Origin of the sequence: Azospirillum thermophilum, from assembly GCF_003130795.1 — a bacterium.
GTDB lineage: Bacteria > Pseudomonadota > Alphaproteobacteria > Azospirillales > Azospirillaceae > Azospirillum > Azospirillum thermophilum.
On record NZ_CP029353.1, the window covers coordinates 51,959 to 68,480 of the forward strand.

The following is a 16,522-nucleotide window of genomic DNA, read 5'->3' on the forward strand; positions in this document are numbered from 1 at the left end:
ACCACGGCGACGGGGCGTGTCCTCCCAACCGGGATGACACGCCCCGTTTCACTTTGACACGTATCGTTACGCCAAAATTAACCCATCGAAAGTTACAAGGGGTTCGATCGTTCGCCCGCGATCCATCGCGGCCGATCCCCGTCCGGGGCTGCCAGCCCCCGCCCGGACGCCCGCCCGCAACGCCAGCATGGCCATTGTGCTCGCATGACCGAAGAGTCTCAGGACCCGCTGCGCAGCAAGATCGACGAGCTGGTCTCTCGCCTGCCGTCCAGCTTCGTCTACAGCCTGCTGAGCGAGATCGAAGGCATGGACGGGGAGCCGACCGAGCGGGTCCGCCTCGTCCGCCAGTACGTCATCGAGTATCTGAACCGCCAGCGCACCAACCGCGCCCGGCGCCTGTTCACCAGCCTGTTCGAAGCCTTCCTGACCGACGACGACGCGCTCTACCATGCCGGCGGCGCCGTTCCCGGCATGCTGCAGCGGGTGGACATCGGCGCCCTGTGGGAGGTGCTGAGCCGCGACGCCTTCCCCCTGCTGGCGGTCGAGGCGCAGGAGATGCTGGACGAGATGGCGCGCTCCGACGTCATCGACCGGGTGCTGCGCTCGCCCGTCGCGGGGGTCCTGCGCGAGCGCATGCGGGCCGGCGCGCTGAAGCATCTGGACGGCCTCTTCGCCAACCGCAAGGCGCTGGACGAGACGGTCGCCGCCCTGTCGCGCAACCGGCCGCGCCGCACCCGGCTGATGTCGGGGTTCCTCGACAAGACGCCGCCGGTCGATCCCTCCACGCTGCAGCTCATGCGGCTGGTCCTGACCGGGGCGGAAAGCAGCATGAAGGCGGTGGCCGAGAAGCTGGAGGGCTTCTCCGCCATCCCCGCCGGCGACCGCGAGCGGGAGCGCATGGCCGACGGCCTGCTGGCCGCGGTGGAGAACCTGCGCGAGCGCTGCGGCGAGGAGGCGGCGCTGCTGCTTCCCCTGTCGGTGCTGACGGTCAAGCGCAACTACGGCGTCGTGGCGCTCTACATCCGGCAGAGCGGGGTCGATTTCGGCCGCGGCGATCCGGTGACGGCGGCGCTGACCGCGCATTTCCTGGGCGTCATCCGCGCCCTGACCGCGGCGCTGACCGTCATCCTGAAGCTGAACGACCGGGTTCCCGGCTCCGCCATCCGCCCCAGCGGCAAGGAGAAGGCGCGGGTCGAGATGCTGATGCAGCGCCTGTCGCAGCTGATCCACGCCGTCGCCGCCAGCGGCATGATCGAGGACCGGCGCAGCGAGCCCGTCTTCCGCAACGCCTGGCAGACCGCCAGCAAGCTGATCGGCTCGCGCGTCGCCGCAGTGGCGATGGAACGCACCGGGCAGGCCGCCGCCTCGCGCCGCGGACCGGTCGGCGACCATGCCGACGTCGTCTGGCTCGACCGCCTGGTCTGGACCTGGCAGGACATGGCGCGCGACTTCGGGTTCGAGACCTACGACCTCGTGAAGTGGCGCGAGACGCTGCTGGAGGAGTTGCGCGCCAACGTCGAGAAGGCGATGAAGTTCGAGGACACCGACCCGCTGGACGAGCGCATGGAGCATCTGCTGCGCATCAACCGGCTGAGCGGCGTGTTCGGCCAGTGCATCAGCGCCTGGATCCCGACCTTCAGCCACAACATGGTCCGCCTGCTCTCCCACCGGCTGGAGCATGCCGCGGAGATGGCGGAGGACGAGCGCGCCATCGTCGACGACCTCGTCGCCACCGCCCGCACCGAGGTGGGCAAGTCGCGCTACTGGAAAAGCCACGAACTGATGGACCTGATCGAGCTGGCCGACCGGGTCCGCGCCGCGCAGTAGCCGCCGGGGGCGGCGCGGGCGGCTTGCCGGCGCCGCGCGATCCGCGAAAGCCGGGCCGTCCCGAACGGCCTCCTCCTACAGCACGCCCGACGTCCGGTGCCGCGGGTCGAGCAGGTCGCGCAGGCCGTCGCCCAGCAGGTTCAGCCCCAGCACCGACAGCGCGATCGCCACGCCGGGGAAGACCGCCTGCAGGGGGTTGGTGAACAGGAAGGTCTGCGCGTCCCCCAGCATCTTGCCCCAGCTCGGGCTCGGCGGCTGGATGCCGAGGCCGAGGTAGCTCAGCGCCGCCTCGTTGACGATGGCGACGGCGAACAGCACGGTCGCCTGCACCACCACGACGCCGGCGACGTTGGGCAGCACGTGGACCAGCGTCACCGACAGCGGTCCGCGCCCCAGCGCCAGCGCCGCCCGCACGAACTCCCGCCGCCACACCGCCAGCGCCGCCCCGCGGGTCACCCGCGCCAGCACGGCCGCGTTGAACAGCGCCAGCGCCAGCACGACGTTGACCGCCCCCGCCCCCAGCACCGCGGTCAGCAGGATCGCCGTCAGCACCGCCGGGAACGCGAAGACGAGATCGCCCATGCGGGCCACCGCCTCGTCCCCCCAGCGCCCGGCCGCGGCGGCGAGCAGCCCCAGCGGCACGCCGGCCGCGGCGCCGAGAGCGACCGCCGCCGCCCCGACCGCCAGCGAGTTGCGCGCGCCGACCATGATCATCGACAGCACGTCGCGGCCGAAATGATCGGTGCCGAGCCAGTGTTCCGCCGATGGTCCGCGCAGCCGGGCGAGCACGCGCACCTGCTCCGCCGGGAAGGGGGTCCAGGCGAGCGACAGCAGCGCCACCCCGACCACCAGCCCGGTCAGCACGGCCCCCAGCAGCAGCGGAGCCGGCAGGCGGCGCAAGCTGCGGATCAGGAGCAGGGTGCGGATCATGAGGACACCTTCGGCCGCGGGTCGACCAGGGCGCAGGCGATGTCCACCAGCGCGTTGACCACCACCACGAAGACGGCGAGCAGGACCACCACCCCCTGCACCACGATCAGGTCGCGCTGGCCGATCGCCTGGTAGAGCAGCCGGCCGAGCCCCGGCAGGGTGAAGACATTCTCCACCACCACGGCCCCGGCGATCAGGAAGGCGAACTGCAGCCCCAGGATGGTGGTGACCGGGATCAGCGCGTTGGGCAGGACGTGACGCAACAGGATGGCGAGGCGCGATACCCCCTTGGCGCGGGCGGTGCGCACATGGTCCTCGCGCAGCACGTCGAGCGCCGCGGTGCGGGTGACGCGGGCGAGGATGGCGGCCTCCGGCAGGGCGAGCGCCACCGCCGGCAGGACCAGCGCCTTCAGCGCCGGCCAGACCCCCGCCTCCCAGCCGGGAAAGCCGCCGGCGGGGAACCAGCCGAGCTGTACCGAGAAGGCGATGGTCAGCAGGATGGCGATCCAGAAGCTGGGCATCGACACGCCGAGCTGCGCGAAGCCCAGCACCGCCCAGTCGCCGGCCCGGCCGTGGCGCGAGGCGGCGAACAGGCCGAGCGGGATGGCGAGCAGGGTGGACAGGACGAGCGACAGCAGCGCCAGCGGGCCGGTGACCACCAGCCGCTCCGCCACCAGCCCGGCGACGGGGCGGGCGTAGGTCAGGCTGGTGCCGAAGTCGCCGGTCAGCAGCCCGCCCACCCAGCGCAGGTAGCGCCAGAGCAGCGGCTGGTCGAGGCCCATCTGGGCCCGCAGGGCGGCCAGCGTGTCGGGCTGCGCGCTGGTGCCGAGCATCAGCAGCGCCGGATCGCCGGGCACCACCTCCAGCACCAGGAAGACGGCGACGGTGGCGAGCCAGGCGGTCAACGCCAGGGTCAGGAGCCGCCGCACCAGGAAGGCGAGCACGCGCCGCGACCCGCCCTTACTTCCACCGGACTTGCGTCATGTCGTTCACCTGGATCGGCCGGTTGACCCACATGCCCTGGACATTGGCGTTCTGCACGGTGGCGAGCGGCAGCATGAAGAGGAAGGCGTTCACCGCATCCTCCGCCAGAACGGTCTGCTGCTGCCCGTAGAGCGCGGCGCGCTTGGCGGCGTCCTGCGTGCGGTCCAGCTCGGCCTGCAGGGCGTTGAAGCGCTCGCTCCGATAGCCGAAGTAGTAGTCGGGGCGCGCGTAGATGTCGATGTCCAGCGGTTCGGTGTGGGCGACCACGGTCAGGTCGTAGTCCTTGCCCTTGAAGACCTTCTCCAGCCAGGCCGCCCATTCCATCGGCTCGATCTTCGCGCGGATGCCGGCCTCGGCCAGCATGGCGGCGATCAGCTCGCCGGAGCGGCGGGCGTAGACGGGCGGCGGCAGGCGCAGGGTGGCGTCGATCCCGTTGGGATATCCGGCCTCGGCCAGCAGGGCCTTCGCCTTCTTCGGGTCGTAGGGATAGAGGCTGGTCAGGTCGACATGGCCGGCGCGGTGCGGCGGGAAATGGCTGCCGATGGCGGTGCCGGTGCCGAACAGCACGCCCTCGATCAGCGTCTTGCGGTCGATGGCGTGGGAGATGGCGCGGCGCACCCGCACATCGTCGAACGGCTTGCGGGCGTTGTTGATGGCGAGCAGCGTCTCCCCCTCCGTCGTGCCGACCGTCACCGAGTATTTCGGGTCGTTGCGGAACTGCGGCAGGGCCTCGTAGGTGCCGAACTGCGGGAAGCTGTCGATGTCGCCGGCCTTGAGGGCGGCGACCTGTGCCGCCGGGTCGGCGATGAAACGGAAGGAGACGCGCTCCAGCGCCGGCTTCGGTCCGTCATAGTCGGGGTTGCGCACCAGCACCACCCGGTCGCCGGCCACCCAGCGGTCGAATTTGAAGGGGCCGGTGCCGACCGGCTTCTGCTTGTTGGTCGCCGCACTCTGCGGCGAGACGATCGCGGCGTCGCCCGAGGCCATGTGGAAGAGGAAGAGCCCGTCCGGCCGCGACAGGGTCACCACGACGGTGCGGGCATCCGGCGTCTCGATCGAGGCGATCGGGGCGAACCAGCTCTTCTGCGCATTCACCGAATCGGCGCCCCGCGCCCGGTCCAGCGAGAACCTCACGGCGGCGGAGTCGCAGGGCGCGCCGTCGTGGAACCTCGCCCCCGGCCGCAGGTGGAAGCTGTAGGTCAGCCCGTCCTCCGACACCGTCCAGCGCTCGGCCAGCGCCGGCACGACGTTGCCGTCGGCGTCGATGCGGGCCAGCGGCTCGAACAGGTTGACGTAGGTGACCTCCTTGATCGCGGCGGCGGCGCCGGCGGTGGGGTCGAGGTGGGGAGGCTCGAGCTGCATGCCGACGACCATGTCGGTGCGCGCCTGTGCCCAACCCGCCGCGGGAGCCAGGACGGCCGCCCCCAGGGACAGGGCGGCGAATGCAAGTCGCAGGCGGCTGTTCGGCATCACGGTGCTCCCCCCATGGTTGTTATCGGGGATGATGCGGTGCGGCGGGCGGCAGCGCAAGATCCCGACTGGAGCGGGACGGGCTCAGGCCGGCATTCCGCCGCCGGCGCCGAGCGCGTCGCGCAGCATTGCCACCAGGGTGCGGGCCGCCAGGATCTGCCGGTCGAGCGCCAGCCCGGAGCGGTTGGACATCCCCTCCACCTGCACGGGCAGCGGCGGCATGTGGATGAAGCCGAGCGGGAGATCGGTCCCCGTCTCCGGCATCCAGCGGGTCTCGATCCAGTGGCGGGCGCGGTAGAACAGGTGGTTGCCGACGAAGCCGCCGGCGAAGTCGCTGAAGGTCACCGGCACCCCGGCCATCGCCAGCCCGCGCATCATCTGCGGCACCGGCAGGGTGGAGCCGTAGGCGGTCGGGCCGTCGGGCACGATCGGCTGGTCCTCGCGCACCACCCCGGCATTGTCGGGCTGCGGGTTTTCGTCCCGGTTCCAGGCGATGCGGACGATCTGGACGAAGTCGGTGCGCGGCGACAGGGCGAAGCAGAGGACGGCGGCCGGCCGCTGCTCCTCGACCAGGGCGGCGAGACCCTCGCCGCACCGGTCGTATTCGACGGGCAGGATGGCCGTGACCACCCCCGGTTCGCCGGCCAGCGCCTCCATCACGAGGGCCGTCGGGTTGACGGCATGCTCGCCGAAGGGCTCGAAGCCGGTGAGGAGGAGGGGTGCGGTCACGGCATTCCTTTGGCCGGATCCTGCCGGTGGAGCCTTACGGCCGCAGCAGGCCGATGATGTCCTTCACGTCGTTCAGGTTCTTCTCGGCGATCGCCGCGGCCCGCTCGCCGCCCTTGCGCAGCAGCCGGTCGATCTCCGCCTTGTCGGCCAGCAGGTCCTTCATGCGCCGGGTGATCGGGGCGAGCTTGGCGACCGCCAGATCGACCAGCGCCGCCTTGAAGCCGGAGAACTGGGCTCCCGCGAACTGCTGCACGACCTGCTCGCGCGTCTGGCCCGCCAAGGCGGCGTAGATCGTGACGAGGTTGTCGGCCTCCGGCCGTTTCTCCAGGTCGGCGACGGTGTCGGGCAGCGGCTCCGGATCGGTCTTCGCCTTGCGGATCTTCTGCGCGATGGTGTCGGCGTCGTCGGTCATGTTGATGCGCGAATACTCGGACTCGTCCGACTTCGACATCTTCTTGGTGCCGTCGCGCAGCGACATGACGCGCGTCGCCTCGCCCAGGATCTGCGGCTCGGGCAGCGGGAAGAACTCGGTCTCGTAGCGGCGGTTGAAGGCGCCGGCGATGTCGCGCGCCAGTTCCAGATGCTGCTTCTGGTCCTCGCCCACCGGGACGTGGGTCGCCTTGTAGAGCAGGATGTCCGCCGCCATCAGCACCGGATAGGCGTAGAGGCCGAGGTTGGCGAGGTCGCGCTGCTTGCCCGCCTTCTCCTTGAACTGGGTCATCCGGTTCAACCAGCCGATCGGCGCGTGGCAGGACAGGATCCAGCTCAACTCCGAATGGCCGGGCACGAAGGACTGGTTGAACAGGATGTTCTTGTCCGGGTCGATGCCGGCCGCGATGTAGGCGGCGGTGACCTCGCGGATGTTGTTGCGCAGGACCTCGGGATCCTGGTCGATGGTCAGCGCATGCAGATCGACGACGCAGAAGATGCACTCGAACGAATTCTGCAGCTCCACCCAATTGCGCAACGCCCCCAGATAGTTGCCGAGGTGAAGCTGCCGGGTCGGCTGCATGCCGGAGAAGATGCGGGTCACGGGGGATCTCTCGCTCGAAAACTCTGGAAGGCCGGTGTTATCGCGCCGCAGCGCCGGATGGTCAAGGCACGGCGGGACCGCCGTTTCACGAGACGCCACCTTAAAGGTGTTGCAGCACCACCTTCAGGGTGGCTATCTCGAAGGCCATGGAGAAGCGTCGCCCGACCTACGACCTCGAAGCCTTCAAGGCGGCCATAGGACGCGCGCGCTCTGGGCTTCATGATCGCGGACATCGTCGCCACGATCGCCAGCATGGAGCGGCGGCACTTCTTCAAGTCCATGACGTCCCACGCCGATCATCGCGAGTGGCAGGACGTCTACCATGTCCCCTTCAATGACGTCGTGATCTACACCAAGTTCCGCGTGGATGTCCTGACCGGGTTCCGGATCTTGTCCTTCAAGGAGAAAGGCCAATGATCGATCATCCCGAAACCATGATTTCCGATCGTGGGCGCGTGCTGCGCCGGGGCATCCGGCATGTGACCGTAACCTGCAAGGGTCTGTCGAAGACCATTGAGCAGCCGGGATACTATCCGGATGATCCTGTGGATTTCGACGACGCCATTCTGGTTGGAAGCGATCTGGAGCCGGGCGACGTCGCCCTGCGCGAACTGAAGGAGATCGCCGACCGCATCCCCCGGCCGGAGACGGTCCGGCGCATCCGTACCAAGCTTGGCCTGTCGCAGAAGGCGGCGGGGGCGATCCTGGGCGGCGGGCCGAGCGCCTTCGACAAGTATGAGCGGGCCGAGGCGGAGCCGAGCCAGGCGATGGGCAACCTGCTGCGGCTGCTGGACCGGCATCCGGAACTGCTGCAGGAGCTTCGCGCGGAAATGCCGGACGAGCATCGCTGACCCACGGACCGGAGGACGGCGGAGCGCGCGGGACGCGCGTCCGCCTCCTCGGCCGAAACTGCCGTGCGGCAGAAGCTGCCGCGGCGGCGGGGACAAAACGACCTGCCGCCGGTCCCCGTCGGGCGTCCCTACCAGACGATGGACACCGGCGGCTTGTAGGCGGAGGCGGCGAACATGGTGCGCACCGCCAGCTCGATCTTGATCTGGGCCTCCGACCTCTTCACGAAGGACAGGTCGATGTCGCCCAGCGGTTTCACCAGGCAGCCCGAGCGGCTGAGGCTGCGCAGGGCCGCCTGGGACTGGACGCTCTTCTCCTCGGGAATGGCGGTGACGGTTGCGAGACCTTCGGGCGGTCGGACCACGTACAAATCGAATCGGGCCATGCGTGTCTCCGTTCGGGAAATGACCGCCGGGCCATCGCAAGTACCGGGCCAATCGAAGGCGGGCCGATCGAAGGCGGGCAGGCCGCGGACCGGCCCGACACCGGACAGCCGCCCGGACCATTTCCCTTCGCCGCGACTGCCCTGCTATACCATGCGCCGATGAGGGGGAGCCGCCGGATCGGGGATGGCGGCCCAATCCAGGCAACAGGCGGGCTGGAATGGGTTTGGGGGACGAGTTGGGCGGGCGCGGCGGGACCGGGACCGCGGCGGACGAGAGGGCGCAGCGTCACGTCATGGGGGCGGTGCCCGCCTTCCTGCGGGCCGGGCGCGCGGATGGGCGGACGGCGGCATCGGCGCCGGCCGCCCCGCCGGGGCCGCCCCCGCCGGCGGTCGAGGGACCGCTGAACCCGCTGCTGAGCGCCGCCGGCCGGTTGCTCGACCTTGCCGCCCATCTGCGCGACCGCGAGAGCCAGGAGGATCCCGACGGGGTGCGCCGGCTGGCGCTGGCCGAGTTCCGGCGGTTCGAGAGCGCCTGCGCCACGGCGGGCGTCTCGCCGGAGGGGGTGCGGGTCGCCCGCTTCGCCCTGGCGGCGCTGCTCGACGACGTGGTGCGCGCCACCCCGTGGGGCGCCGCAGCAGGAGCCTGGACCAGAGAGGGGACCAGGGAGGGAATGCAGGACGGGCCGGTCGCGCCGGCCGACCGCTTCTTCGAACTGCTCGACACCATGTTGGGCGACCCGCGCCTGCACCTGCAGGAGCTGGAGCTGTTCTATGTCTGCCTGTCGCTGGGCTTCGAGGGGAAGTACCGCGACCGGCCGCGCGGCGCCCACGAGCTGGCCCACCTGCGCGACGCGCTGTTCCGCGTCCTGCGCCGCGCCCGCGGCGAGCATGGCCGCGAGCTGTCGCCGTCCTGGCGGGGGCTGGCCGGGCGCGACCCCGCCGGACGGTTCCGCCCGCCGGCCCCGGTGGCGCCGCCCTGGGCGGCCTGGGCCGGGGCGGCGGTGGTCCTGATCCTGCTTTACGGCAGCCTCGCCGGGTCGCTCGCCCGTCAGGCCGAGCCGGTGGCGGGCCGGCTGGCCGCCCTGCTGCCCGAGCAGCCCATCGAGATCGCCCGCGTCGCCCCGCCGCCGCCGCCCACCGCCGGGCCGGCGCTGATCGCCCGGGTCAGCAGCCTGCTGGGACCGGAGCTGCGCACCCGCGCGGTCGAGGTGCTGGCCGGCGAGGACGGCGCCCTGGTCATCCGCATCCCGGCGGCGGCGATGTTCGCCACCGGCAGCGACGCCATCAAGGCCCGCCACCGCGCCATCGTCGACCGCGTCGCCCAGGCCCTGGGGCCGGAGGGCGGGCATGTCGTGGTGGTCGGCCACACCGACGACCAGACCCCGCGCACCGGCCGCCTGTCCACCGCGCAGGCCCTGACCGAGGCGCGCGCCGAGGCGGTGCGCAAGCTGCTGGAGCGCTATCTCGGCGCCTCCCGCGTCACCTCCGAAGGGCACGGCGACAGCGAGCCCATCGCTCCGAACGACAGCCAGGCCGGCCGCGACGCCAATCGGCGGATCGACGTCCGCCTCTATCCGTAAGCAGGGACGACCGATGCGCTTCCCCCGTTTCCGTCCCGGATCCGTCCGCCCCTCCCTCCGCCCCCGCGTCGCCGCGGCGCTCCGCCCGGTGCTGGAGCGCGTGAGGGCCGGCACCCTCCTCCCCGTCCCCGCGGCAGCGCAGGGCGGCCGGCGCCGGCGCCCGTCGCGCGGCGGGCTCAGCCCGATGCCGGCGCGCCGGCGCTGGACGCTCTCGCTGCTGGCGGCCCTGGGCGCCGGTCTCGTCGGCTGGCTTCTGCTGTCCGCCGCCGGGGCCAGCGGCGTCCCGCGGCTGCTTCCCCTTCTGGTGGCGCTGGCCGGCTGGGCTCTGTGGAACCGCCGCGTCGACGGCGAGGAGCGGGCCGCCAACGCGCGGCTGGTGGAGGATCTCGCCGCTGCCGGCGATCCGGAGCTGCGCGCCTCGCTGGACGAGCTGGACATCGTGCACCGCCGGATGGACGCGGTGCTCGCCCGGCTGAGGACGCAGCGCTTCGGAGCCGGCTGGGGCTCCCGCTGGGGAGGCCGCTATCTCTACCAGCTTCCCTGGTACCTGGTGATCGGCGCCCCCGGTTCGGGCAAGACCACCGCGCTGGCCGCGTCGCGGCTGGGCGCCCCGCTGGCCGATGGCGGTGAGGCCCAGCCGATCGCCAACCTGGGCGGCACCCGCCAGTGCGACTGGTGGTTCACCGACCATGCGGTGCTGATCGACACGGCCGGCCGCTACACCACCCAGGACAGCCGGAGGGCGGTCGACGGGCGGGTGTGGTCGGGGCTTCTCGACCTCGTCAAGGCGCACCGGCCGCGCCAGCCGATCAACGGCGCGATCGTCACCGTCTGCCTGCCCGACCTCGCCGCCTGGACGGTCGGCGAGCGCCAGGCCCACGCCCTCGCCCTGCGCCAGCGGCTGAACGAGCTGCATGCCCAGCTCGGCCAGCGCGTGCCGGTCTATCTGCTGGGCACCAAGGCCGACCTGCTGGAGGGCTTCACCACCTTCTTCGACCCGCTCGACAGCACGGAGCGGTCGCAGGTCTGGGGCCTGACCCTGCCGGCCGGACAGGCGCCGGGCGATCTTCCGGCAACCGTCCGCGCGCTGTTCTCCGGGCTGGTCCGCCGGCTGGACGACCGGCTGCTGGAGCGCCTGCACCAGGAGCCGGACATCCGCCGCCGCACCGCCGTCTTCGCCCTGCCCCAGCGGGTGGCCGGGCTGGAGCCGGCGCTGGCCGAGCTGGCGCAGATCGTCTTCACCGCCCCGCCCGGCGAGGAGCCGCCGCTGCTGCGCGGCATCTACCTGACCAGCGCCACCCAGGCCGGCACCCTGCCGGCGACGGCGCTGGAGGACCCGCCCCGCCCCTATTTCCTCGACCGGCTGCTGCCCGAGCTGGTGTTCCCCGAGGCCAATCTGGCCGAGGTCGACCGCCGGCTGGAACAGGAACGCCGCCGGCGCGCCCGCCTGTCGGCCGGCGGAGCGCTGGCCGCCACGCTGGCGCTGGCGCTGTTCTGGCTGAACAGCCACGCCGGCAACAGCGCCCTGCTGGCCCGCGCCGACGCCGCGGTCGGCCAGGTGGAGGCGCTCGTGAAGACGCTGGACACCCCGCCGCGGTCGCTGTCGCGGGTGGACGATACCGACATGGCGGCGATCCTGCCCGTGCTGGACGCCCTGCGCAGCCTGCCGGCCGGCCATGCCGAGCGCGGCTCCTGGCCGGCGGTGACGCTGACCGGCGGGCTCCATCAGGGGGAGCGGCTGGCCGGACCGGCCGAGGAAGCCTATCGCCGGGCCCTGCGCAGCCTGTTCCTCGCCCGCATCGTGCTGCGGCTGGAGGAGCAGCTCCGCACCAACTGGGCACGGCCCGACCAGCTTCGCCTCGCCCTGCGCGCCTATCGCATGATGGGCGGGCAGGATCCGCTGGACCGCGCCTTCCTCGCCGAATGGCTGGCGCTCGACTGGCAGCGGACCTTGCCCGGCCCGGCCAACGACGAGAGGCGGCGGGCGCTGGGCGACCATCTCGCCACGCTGTTCGAGGTCGGCTTCGCCCCGATCCCGGCCGACGAGCTGCTGCTGTCGCGCGTGGCGGAGGTGCTGGCCCAAGCCGACCAGCCGAAGGGACCCGTGCGGGCGGCTCCCTGACGCAGCGGGACGGAGACGCAGCGGTAAGGATGGGGCACGCCGCATGACCAGCCCCTTCGTCGTCGGCTTCCACGGCAAGCTGCCGGCCCGCGGCGATTTCGTCGGGCACGGGCTGCCGCGCGGGGTGCTGGAGCCGTGGGACCGCTGGCTGTCCACCGCCCTGGCCGAGGCCGGCCGCCGGCTGGGACGGAGCTGGGAGGGGCTGTTCGCCGCCGCACCGGCCTGGCGCTTCGCGCTTGCCCCCGGCCTGTGCGGCTCGCTGCCGCTGGCCGGCATCCTGATGCCCAGCAGCGACCGGGTCGGCCGGCTCTACCCCCTGACCATCGCGGCCGCCCTGCCCCGCCCGATGGCGCTGGCCGAAGCGCCGGTCGCCTGCGCCGGCTGGTTCGCGCGGGCGGAGGCGGTGGCGGCCGACGCCTGCCGCGGTGCCGACGTGGAGGGGCTGCCCGCCCGCCTCGCCATCCTCGGCCCGCCGGAGCCGAAGCGGCCGGCGGCCGATCCTGCCACGGTGGTCGAGGCGCTGGCCGGCGGGCCGCTGCCCGAGGATGCCAGCCTGTGGTGGACGCGCGGCGGCGGATGCGTCGCCCCGTCCTTCCTGGCCTGCCGCGGCCTGCCCGGGAGCGCCCGGTTCGCCGCCCTGCTGGACGGCGCCTGGACGCGCTGGGGCTGGCAGGATGTGGACGGGGGATGACCCGGCCGGCGCATCCTTGCCTGCCTGTCCTTACCTGATGCCCGTTCTCAGACGATGATCCGGCAGATCGTCCCGCGGGTCGCCCGCGCGAGGTCGGAGGGCGCCAGCAGGATCTGCAGGCCGCGCCGGCCGCCGTTGACCACCATCTCGGCGAGCGGTCCGGCGCTCTGGTCGATGAAGGTGGGAAGCGCCTTGCGCTGGCCGAGCGGGCTGATGCCGCCGACCATGTAGCCGGTGGTGCGTTCGGCCAGCGCGGGGTCGGCGAGGTCGGCCTTCTTGGCGCCCGCCGCGGCGGCCATCGCCTTCAGGTCGAGCTTGGCCGCCACCGGGATGACGGCGCAGGCCAGCCCCCTGGGCTCCAGCTGCACGATCAGCGTCTTGAAGACCATCGCCGGATCGAGGCCGAGCGCCGCCGCCGCATGCATCCCGATGGCGTCGGCCGCAGGATCGTACTCGTACTCCATCAGCCGGAAGGCGACCCCCGCCGCCTTGGCCGCCGTCACCGCCGGTGTGCCTTTCGCCGCCATGCTTCCCTCTCCGATCTTCCGGAGAATGCTAGCATTTCAACACCGCGCACGGGAAAGGGCGTTGCACCCCTTTCGGCAGCGCGGCCCTGCCGCATTGGGCCGACGGCTCAGCCCAACGCGCGTTGGACAGGTCCGGCCGCCGTCGCGATGCTGCGGCCCTCGAAGGCCTCGCCCCCGCTCCGGCCTCCGCACCGATTCGGCCCCGCCTCATCCCGGAGACCCATGGTTCCCCGCACGCTGCTCGTCGTCGTCACCGATCCCGCACTCGCCGGCCAGGTCCGCGGCGTGCTGGACTCCCGGCTGAAGCCCGGCGACGGTGCGCATGCCCTCCGCATCCTGGCGGCCGACGGGCTGGATGGTGCCTCGGAGATGCTGACCGCCCAGCGTCCGCCGCTGATCCTGCTGCCGGTCAGCCCGCCCGACGGGCCGGAACTGGCGGGCGTCACCCGCTTCCTCGCCGAATCGCCGGCCACCAAGATCATCGCCCTGGTGCCGACCGACCATCGGGTTCTGGCGGTGCGGGCAGTCGCGCGCGGCGTGCATGAGGTCTGCCGCGTCCCGGTCGACGGGGAGGAGCTGGTCCTCGTCGTGGAGCGCGCCTTCCAGCGCGCCGACCTGGAGCTGGAGAGCCGCCGTCTGGAAACGGGGGACGCCCCGCCCACCCTGCGCCTGCTGCGCGAGGTGGCGGAGCGGCGCGCCCTGCTCGACGCGCTGGCCCGCACCGGCGGCAACCTGTCCGCCGCCGCCCGCGCGCTGGGCGTCAGCCGGCCGACCCTCTACAGCCTGCTGCGCCAGCACGGGGTCAGGACGGATTGAGGGGAAGCGCCCCGCTCAGTCCGCGCGGGACGAGGGGTTGCCGATCATCGTCAGGAATTCCCGCCGGGTCGACGGGTCGGTGCGGAAGGCGCCCAGCATGCGGCTGGTCACCATGGTGACGCCGGTCTTGTGCACGCCGCGGGTGGTCATGCACTGGTGCTGCGCCTCGATCACCACGGCGACACCCTCGGGCTGCAGCACCTCGTCGATGGTGTTGGCGATCTGCGCCGTCATCTTCTCCTGGATCTGCAGGCGCTTGCCGTAGGCCTCGACCAGCCGGGCGAGCTTGGAGATGCCGACCACGCGGTGGCGCGGCAGGTAGGCGACATGCGCCTTGCCGATGATCGGCACCATGTGGTGCTCGCAGTAGGACTCGACGCGGATGTCGCGCAGCACGACCATCTCGTCATAGCCGTCGGTCTCCTCGAAGGTCCGCTGCAGCAGTTCCACCGGGTCGATGGAATAGCCGGCGAAGAACTCCTCGTAGGAGCGCACCACGCGGTCCGGCGTGCCGAGCAGCCCTTCGCGCGCCGGGTCGTCGCCGGCCCAGCGGATCAGCGTGCGCACCGCTTCCTCCGCCTCCGCGCGCGAGGGGCGGACGATGTCGGGGGCGCCGCGCCGGCTGTGGCCGGGGCCGCGCAGGACGTTGTCGACAAGCGGAGTCTTGGGTGCCGTCACGGGATCCCTCTTCCATATCTGAGCCGCGAACTCGGACATTCGTGTGTGAACCGGTGGCGTCGCCGGTCGCGGCTATGGGTGTCTCTTCTGGTCTCTATTCTACCCCGGGGGGCGCTGAACCGGTCTCTGTACGAGGCCGGGCCGGAGCCGGATCATAGGGCTGCACGGGAAATCTGTCAGGCGTCGCGCGCCGGGCCCCCGGCAGGTAGCCATGGCGCTGCGCCATATCAAGGGGCTGGTCACGGGCCCGGCAAGCGCTGTTCGCTGGGGTCTGCCCCTCAGTTCAGCCGCATCGGCTGGTGGGGGCTGTCCAGCGAGAAGGCGGGGATGTCCACGTCGAAGCTGCCGCCGTCGTCCGTTTCCATGCCGTAGCTGCCGACCATGATGCCCGACGGGGTGGGGAGCGGGGTGCCGCTGGTGTATTCGAAGGATTCGCCCGGCTCCAGCACCGGCTGTTCGCCGACGACGCCGGGGCCGCGCACCTCCTGCACGCGGCCGAGCGCGTCGGTGATCCGCCAGTAGCGGGTGCGCAGGGTGACCGTCTCCTCCCCCTCGTTCTCGATCCGGACATGGTAGGCCCAGACGAAGCGGTTCTCCGCCGGGACCGACTGGTCCTCCAGATAGACGGGCTGGACGGTGACGCGGATGGCGCGGGTTACGGCGGTGTACATGGCATCCAAACTCCTGGGCCCGCAGAATACCGGCCGGCGTCGCCCACTGTCCAGACCCGGACAGTCGGCGGGGCCTCGAGAGCGGCGCTATCCTATGGCGCGGCCAAGGGAAATGGCCTGTCGGGCACAATGATCAGCAATGCAGGGACGAGGGTGCAACATGGTCTTGCGACGGGGGGAGTCGATGATATATGCCGATCCAGTCGCAACGGCCAAAGAGCCTTGTCCATGTCTCGTCCGCATGCCCTTCGCATCCGACGACGGTGCTTCGCCCCGCAGATCGCGGGTGCGGCCGTCCTTGGGTCGCGTGCGGACGCCAAAGGTGCCGGTCCGGTCTGACGGACCACCGGCTTCCCCCGGCGGCGGCGCGATCCGCCCAACAAGACCCTTCTTCCGCCGGGACCCAAGCCAGACATGATCATCACCCAGGAAGCGCCCAAGCACGCCTGCGCCATCGAAGCCCTGCTCGACCGGAGCTTCGGCCCCGACCGTTTCACCAAGACCGCCTACCGGCTGCGCGAGGGCGTCGATTCGATCCCCGAGCTGAACCTCGTCGCCATCGAGCATGACGAGTACGGCAACGAGATCGTCGAGGGCACGATCCGCTATTGGCCGGTGACGGTCGGCGGGATGTTCAAGACGATCATGCTGGGGCCGATCGCGGTGTCCGACCGGCTGCAGGGCGGCGGGCTGGGCAGCAAGCTGATCCGGCTGAGCCTGAACAAGGCGGCCGCACTCGGCCACCGCTCGGTGATCCTGGTGGGCGACGCCCCCTATTACGGCCGCTTCGGCTTCTCGCGGGAGCTGACGCTGGGCATGCAGATGCCGGGCCCGGTGGATTACAGCCGGCTGCTGGGCCTGGAGCTGGTGCCGGGCGCGCTGGCCGGCGTCGCCGGCATGATCGGCAAGGCCGAACCGGCGAGCAGCGCCGACAGCCTGGTCGAGGTGACCACCGCGCTGGCCGCCCCCCGCCCCTATACCTTCGGCCGGCGCTGCCGCGACCAGAACGCCTGACCCGGTTTGGCCACCGGCGCCGGGAGGGGAGACCGCGGATCGGCCGGTGGTCCCGGGCCGGCGATCCCGGCGGGATCTTTGGCGATCAAAGGCTTGATTCCGGCGGAACACCCCCCTATAAACAGGGGCGTCGCGGGTGTAGCTCAATGGTAGAGCAGAAGCTTCCCAAGCTTACGACGAGGGTTCGATTCCCTTCACCCGCTCCAATTTCCTGGC

General features: G+C 71.6%; 17 protein-coding genes and 1 tRNA gene. 9 read left to right on the forward strand and 9 right to left on the reverse strand.

The window, feature by feature from the left end:
• The first annotated feature begins 204 nt into the window (after positions 1-204).
• On the forward strand, positions 205-1,827 hold the full coding sequence (locus DEW08_RS06305) for a hypothetical protein (RefSeq protein WP_109325390.1): 1,623 nt from the start codon (positions 205-207) through the stop codon (positions 1,825-1,827).
• A 75-nt stretch (positions 1,828-1,902) separates the two neighbouring features.
• Here the strand turns inward: DEW08_RS06305 and DEW08_RS06310 are convergent, their stop codons facing one another.
• The 5 genes from DEW08_RS06310 to trpS form a co-directional block, all read right to left on the reverse strand.
• Entirely contained in the window at positions 1,903-2,757 is an 855-nt protein-coding gene (locus DEW08_RS06310; RefSeq protein WP_109325394.1) for an ABC transporter permease, read from the reverse strand.
• Positions 2,754-3,701: an ABC transporter permease gene (locus tag DEW08_RS06315; protein ID WP_109325396.1), complete on the reverse strand. Its 948-nt coding sequence runs from the start codon at positions 3,699-3,701 to the stop codon at positions 2,754-2,756. Before DEW08_RS06315 ends, DEW08_RS06310 begins: the two co-directional genes overlap by 4 nt.
• 16 nt (positions 3,702-3,717) lie before the next feature.
• Entirely contained in the window at positions 3,718-5,211 is a 1,494-nt protein-coding gene (locus DEW08_RS06320; protein WP_109325398.1) for an ABC transporter substrate-binding protein, read from the reverse strand.
• 84 nt (positions 5,212-5,295) lie between these two features.
• Positions 5,296-5,940: a pyroglutamyl-peptidase I gene (locus tag DEW08_RS06325; RefSeq protein WP_109325400.1), complete on the reverse strand. Its 645-nt coding sequence runs from the start codon at positions 5,938-5,940 to the stop codon at positions 5,296-5,298.
• Between the two features lie 34 nt (positions 5,941-5,974).
• Positions 5,975-6,973, reverse strand: coding sequence for a tryptophan--tRNA ligase (trpS, locus tag DEW08_RS06330; RefSeq protein WP_109325402.1), 999 nt, complete (start codon positions 6,971-6,973; stop codon positions 5,975-5,977).
• Positions 6,974-7,192: 219 nt separating this feature from the next.
• Here trpS and DEW08_RS06335 point away from each other — a divergent pair, with 219 nt between their 5' ends.
• Entirely contained in the window at positions 7,193-7,390 is a 198-nt protein-coding gene (locus DEW08_RS06335; RefSeq protein WP_109325404.1) for a type II toxin-antitoxin system MqsR family toxin, read from the forward strand.
• Complete coding sequence (locus DEW08_RS06340; RefSeq protein ID WP_109325406.1) at positions 7,387-7,824, forward strand: type II toxin-antitoxin system MqsA family antitoxin; 438 nt, start codon at positions 7,387-7,389, stop codon at positions 7,822-7,824. Before DEW08_RS06335 ends, DEW08_RS06340 begins: the two co-directional genes overlap by 4 nt.
• 128 nt (positions 7,825-7,952) lie before the next feature.
• Here the strand turns inward: DEW08_RS06340 and DEW08_RS06345 are convergent, their stop codons facing one another.
• The gene (locus DEW08_RS06345) at positions 7,953-8,207 is read right to left on the reverse strand and encodes a hypothetical protein (RefSeq protein ID WP_109325408.1); all 255 of its coding nucleotides are present in this window, start codon (positions 8,205-8,207) and stop codon (positions 7,953-7,955) included.
• Positions 8,208-8,425: 218 nt separating this feature from the next.
• On the opposite strand from DEW08_RS06345, the gene icmH reads away from it, so the two are divergent.
• From icmH to tagF, 3 genes are read left to right on the forward strand one after another with little or no spacing between them, the layout of a single operon-like run.
• Positions 8,426-9,787 carry a type IVB secretion system protein IcmH/DotU gene (gene icmH, locus DEW08_RS06350; RefSeq protein WP_245986433.1) on the forward strand — a complete coding sequence of 454 codons (1,362 nt, stop codon included), beginning with the start codon at positions 8,426-8,428 and terminating at the stop codon, positions 9,785-9,787.
• A 13-nt stretch (positions 9,788-9,800) separates the two neighbouring features.
• Positions 9,801-11,909, forward strand: a complete 2,109-nt coding sequence (gene tssM / locus DEW08_RS06355) for a type VI secretion system membrane subunit TssM (protein WP_245986435.1) — start codon at positions 9,801-9,803, stop codon at positions 11,907-11,909.
• A gap of 43 nt (positions 11,910-11,952) precedes the next feature.
• Positions 11,953-12,600, forward strand: a complete 648-nt coding sequence (gene tagF / locus DEW08_RS06360) for a type VI secretion system-associated protein TagF (RefSeq protein ID WP_109325428.1) — start codon at positions 11,953-11,955, stop codon at positions 12,598-12,600.
• Between the two features lie 47 nt (positions 12,601-12,647).
• Here tagF and ybaK read toward each other — a convergent pair whose 3' ends face one another.
• Entirely contained in the window at positions 12,648-13,127 is a 480-nt protein-coding gene (gene ybaK / locus DEW08_RS06365; RefSeq protein WP_109325430.1) for a Cys-tRNA(Pro) deacylase, read from the reverse strand.
• A 222-nt stretch (positions 13,128-13,349) separates the two neighbouring features.
• On the opposite strand from ybaK, the gene DEW08_RS32090 reads away from it, so the two are divergent.
• Positions 13,350-13,943 carry a helix-turn-helix domain-containing protein gene (locus DEW08_RS32090; protein WP_168220296.1) on the forward strand — a complete coding sequence of 198 codons (594 nt, stop codon included), beginning with the start codon at positions 13,350-13,352 and terminating at the stop codon, positions 13,941-13,943.
• Positions 13,944-13,958: 15 nt separating this feature from the next.
• Here the strand turns inward: DEW08_RS32090 and folE are convergent, their stop codons facing one another.
• Positions 13,959-14,585 carry a GTP cyclohydrolase I FolE gene (gene folE, locus DEW08_RS06375; RefSeq protein WP_109329586.1) on the reverse strand — a complete coding sequence of 209 codons (627 nt, stop codon included), beginning with the start codon at positions 14,583-14,585 and terminating at the stop codon, positions 13,959-13,961.
• A 314-nt stretch (positions 14,586-14,899) separates the two neighbouring features.
• Entirely contained in the window at positions 14,900-15,292 is a 393-nt protein-coding gene (apaG, locus tag DEW08_RS06380) for a Co2+/Mg2+ efflux protein ApaG (protein WP_109325463.1), read from the reverse strand.
• A 414-nt stretch (positions 15,293-15,706) separates the two neighbouring features.
• Between apaG and DEW08_RS06385 the strand changes: the two genes are divergently transcribed.
• A complete protein-coding gene (locus tag DEW08_RS06385; RefSeq protein ID WP_109325477.1) occupies positions 15,707-16,306 on the forward strand; it encodes a GNAT family N-acetyltransferase in 600 nt (199 codons plus the stop codon).
• Between the two features lie 132 nt (positions 16,307-16,438).
• A tRNA-Gly gene (locus DEW08_RS06390) sits at positions 16,439-16,512 on the forward strand.
• The last annotated feature ends 10 nt before the right edge of the window (positions 16,513-16,522 follow it).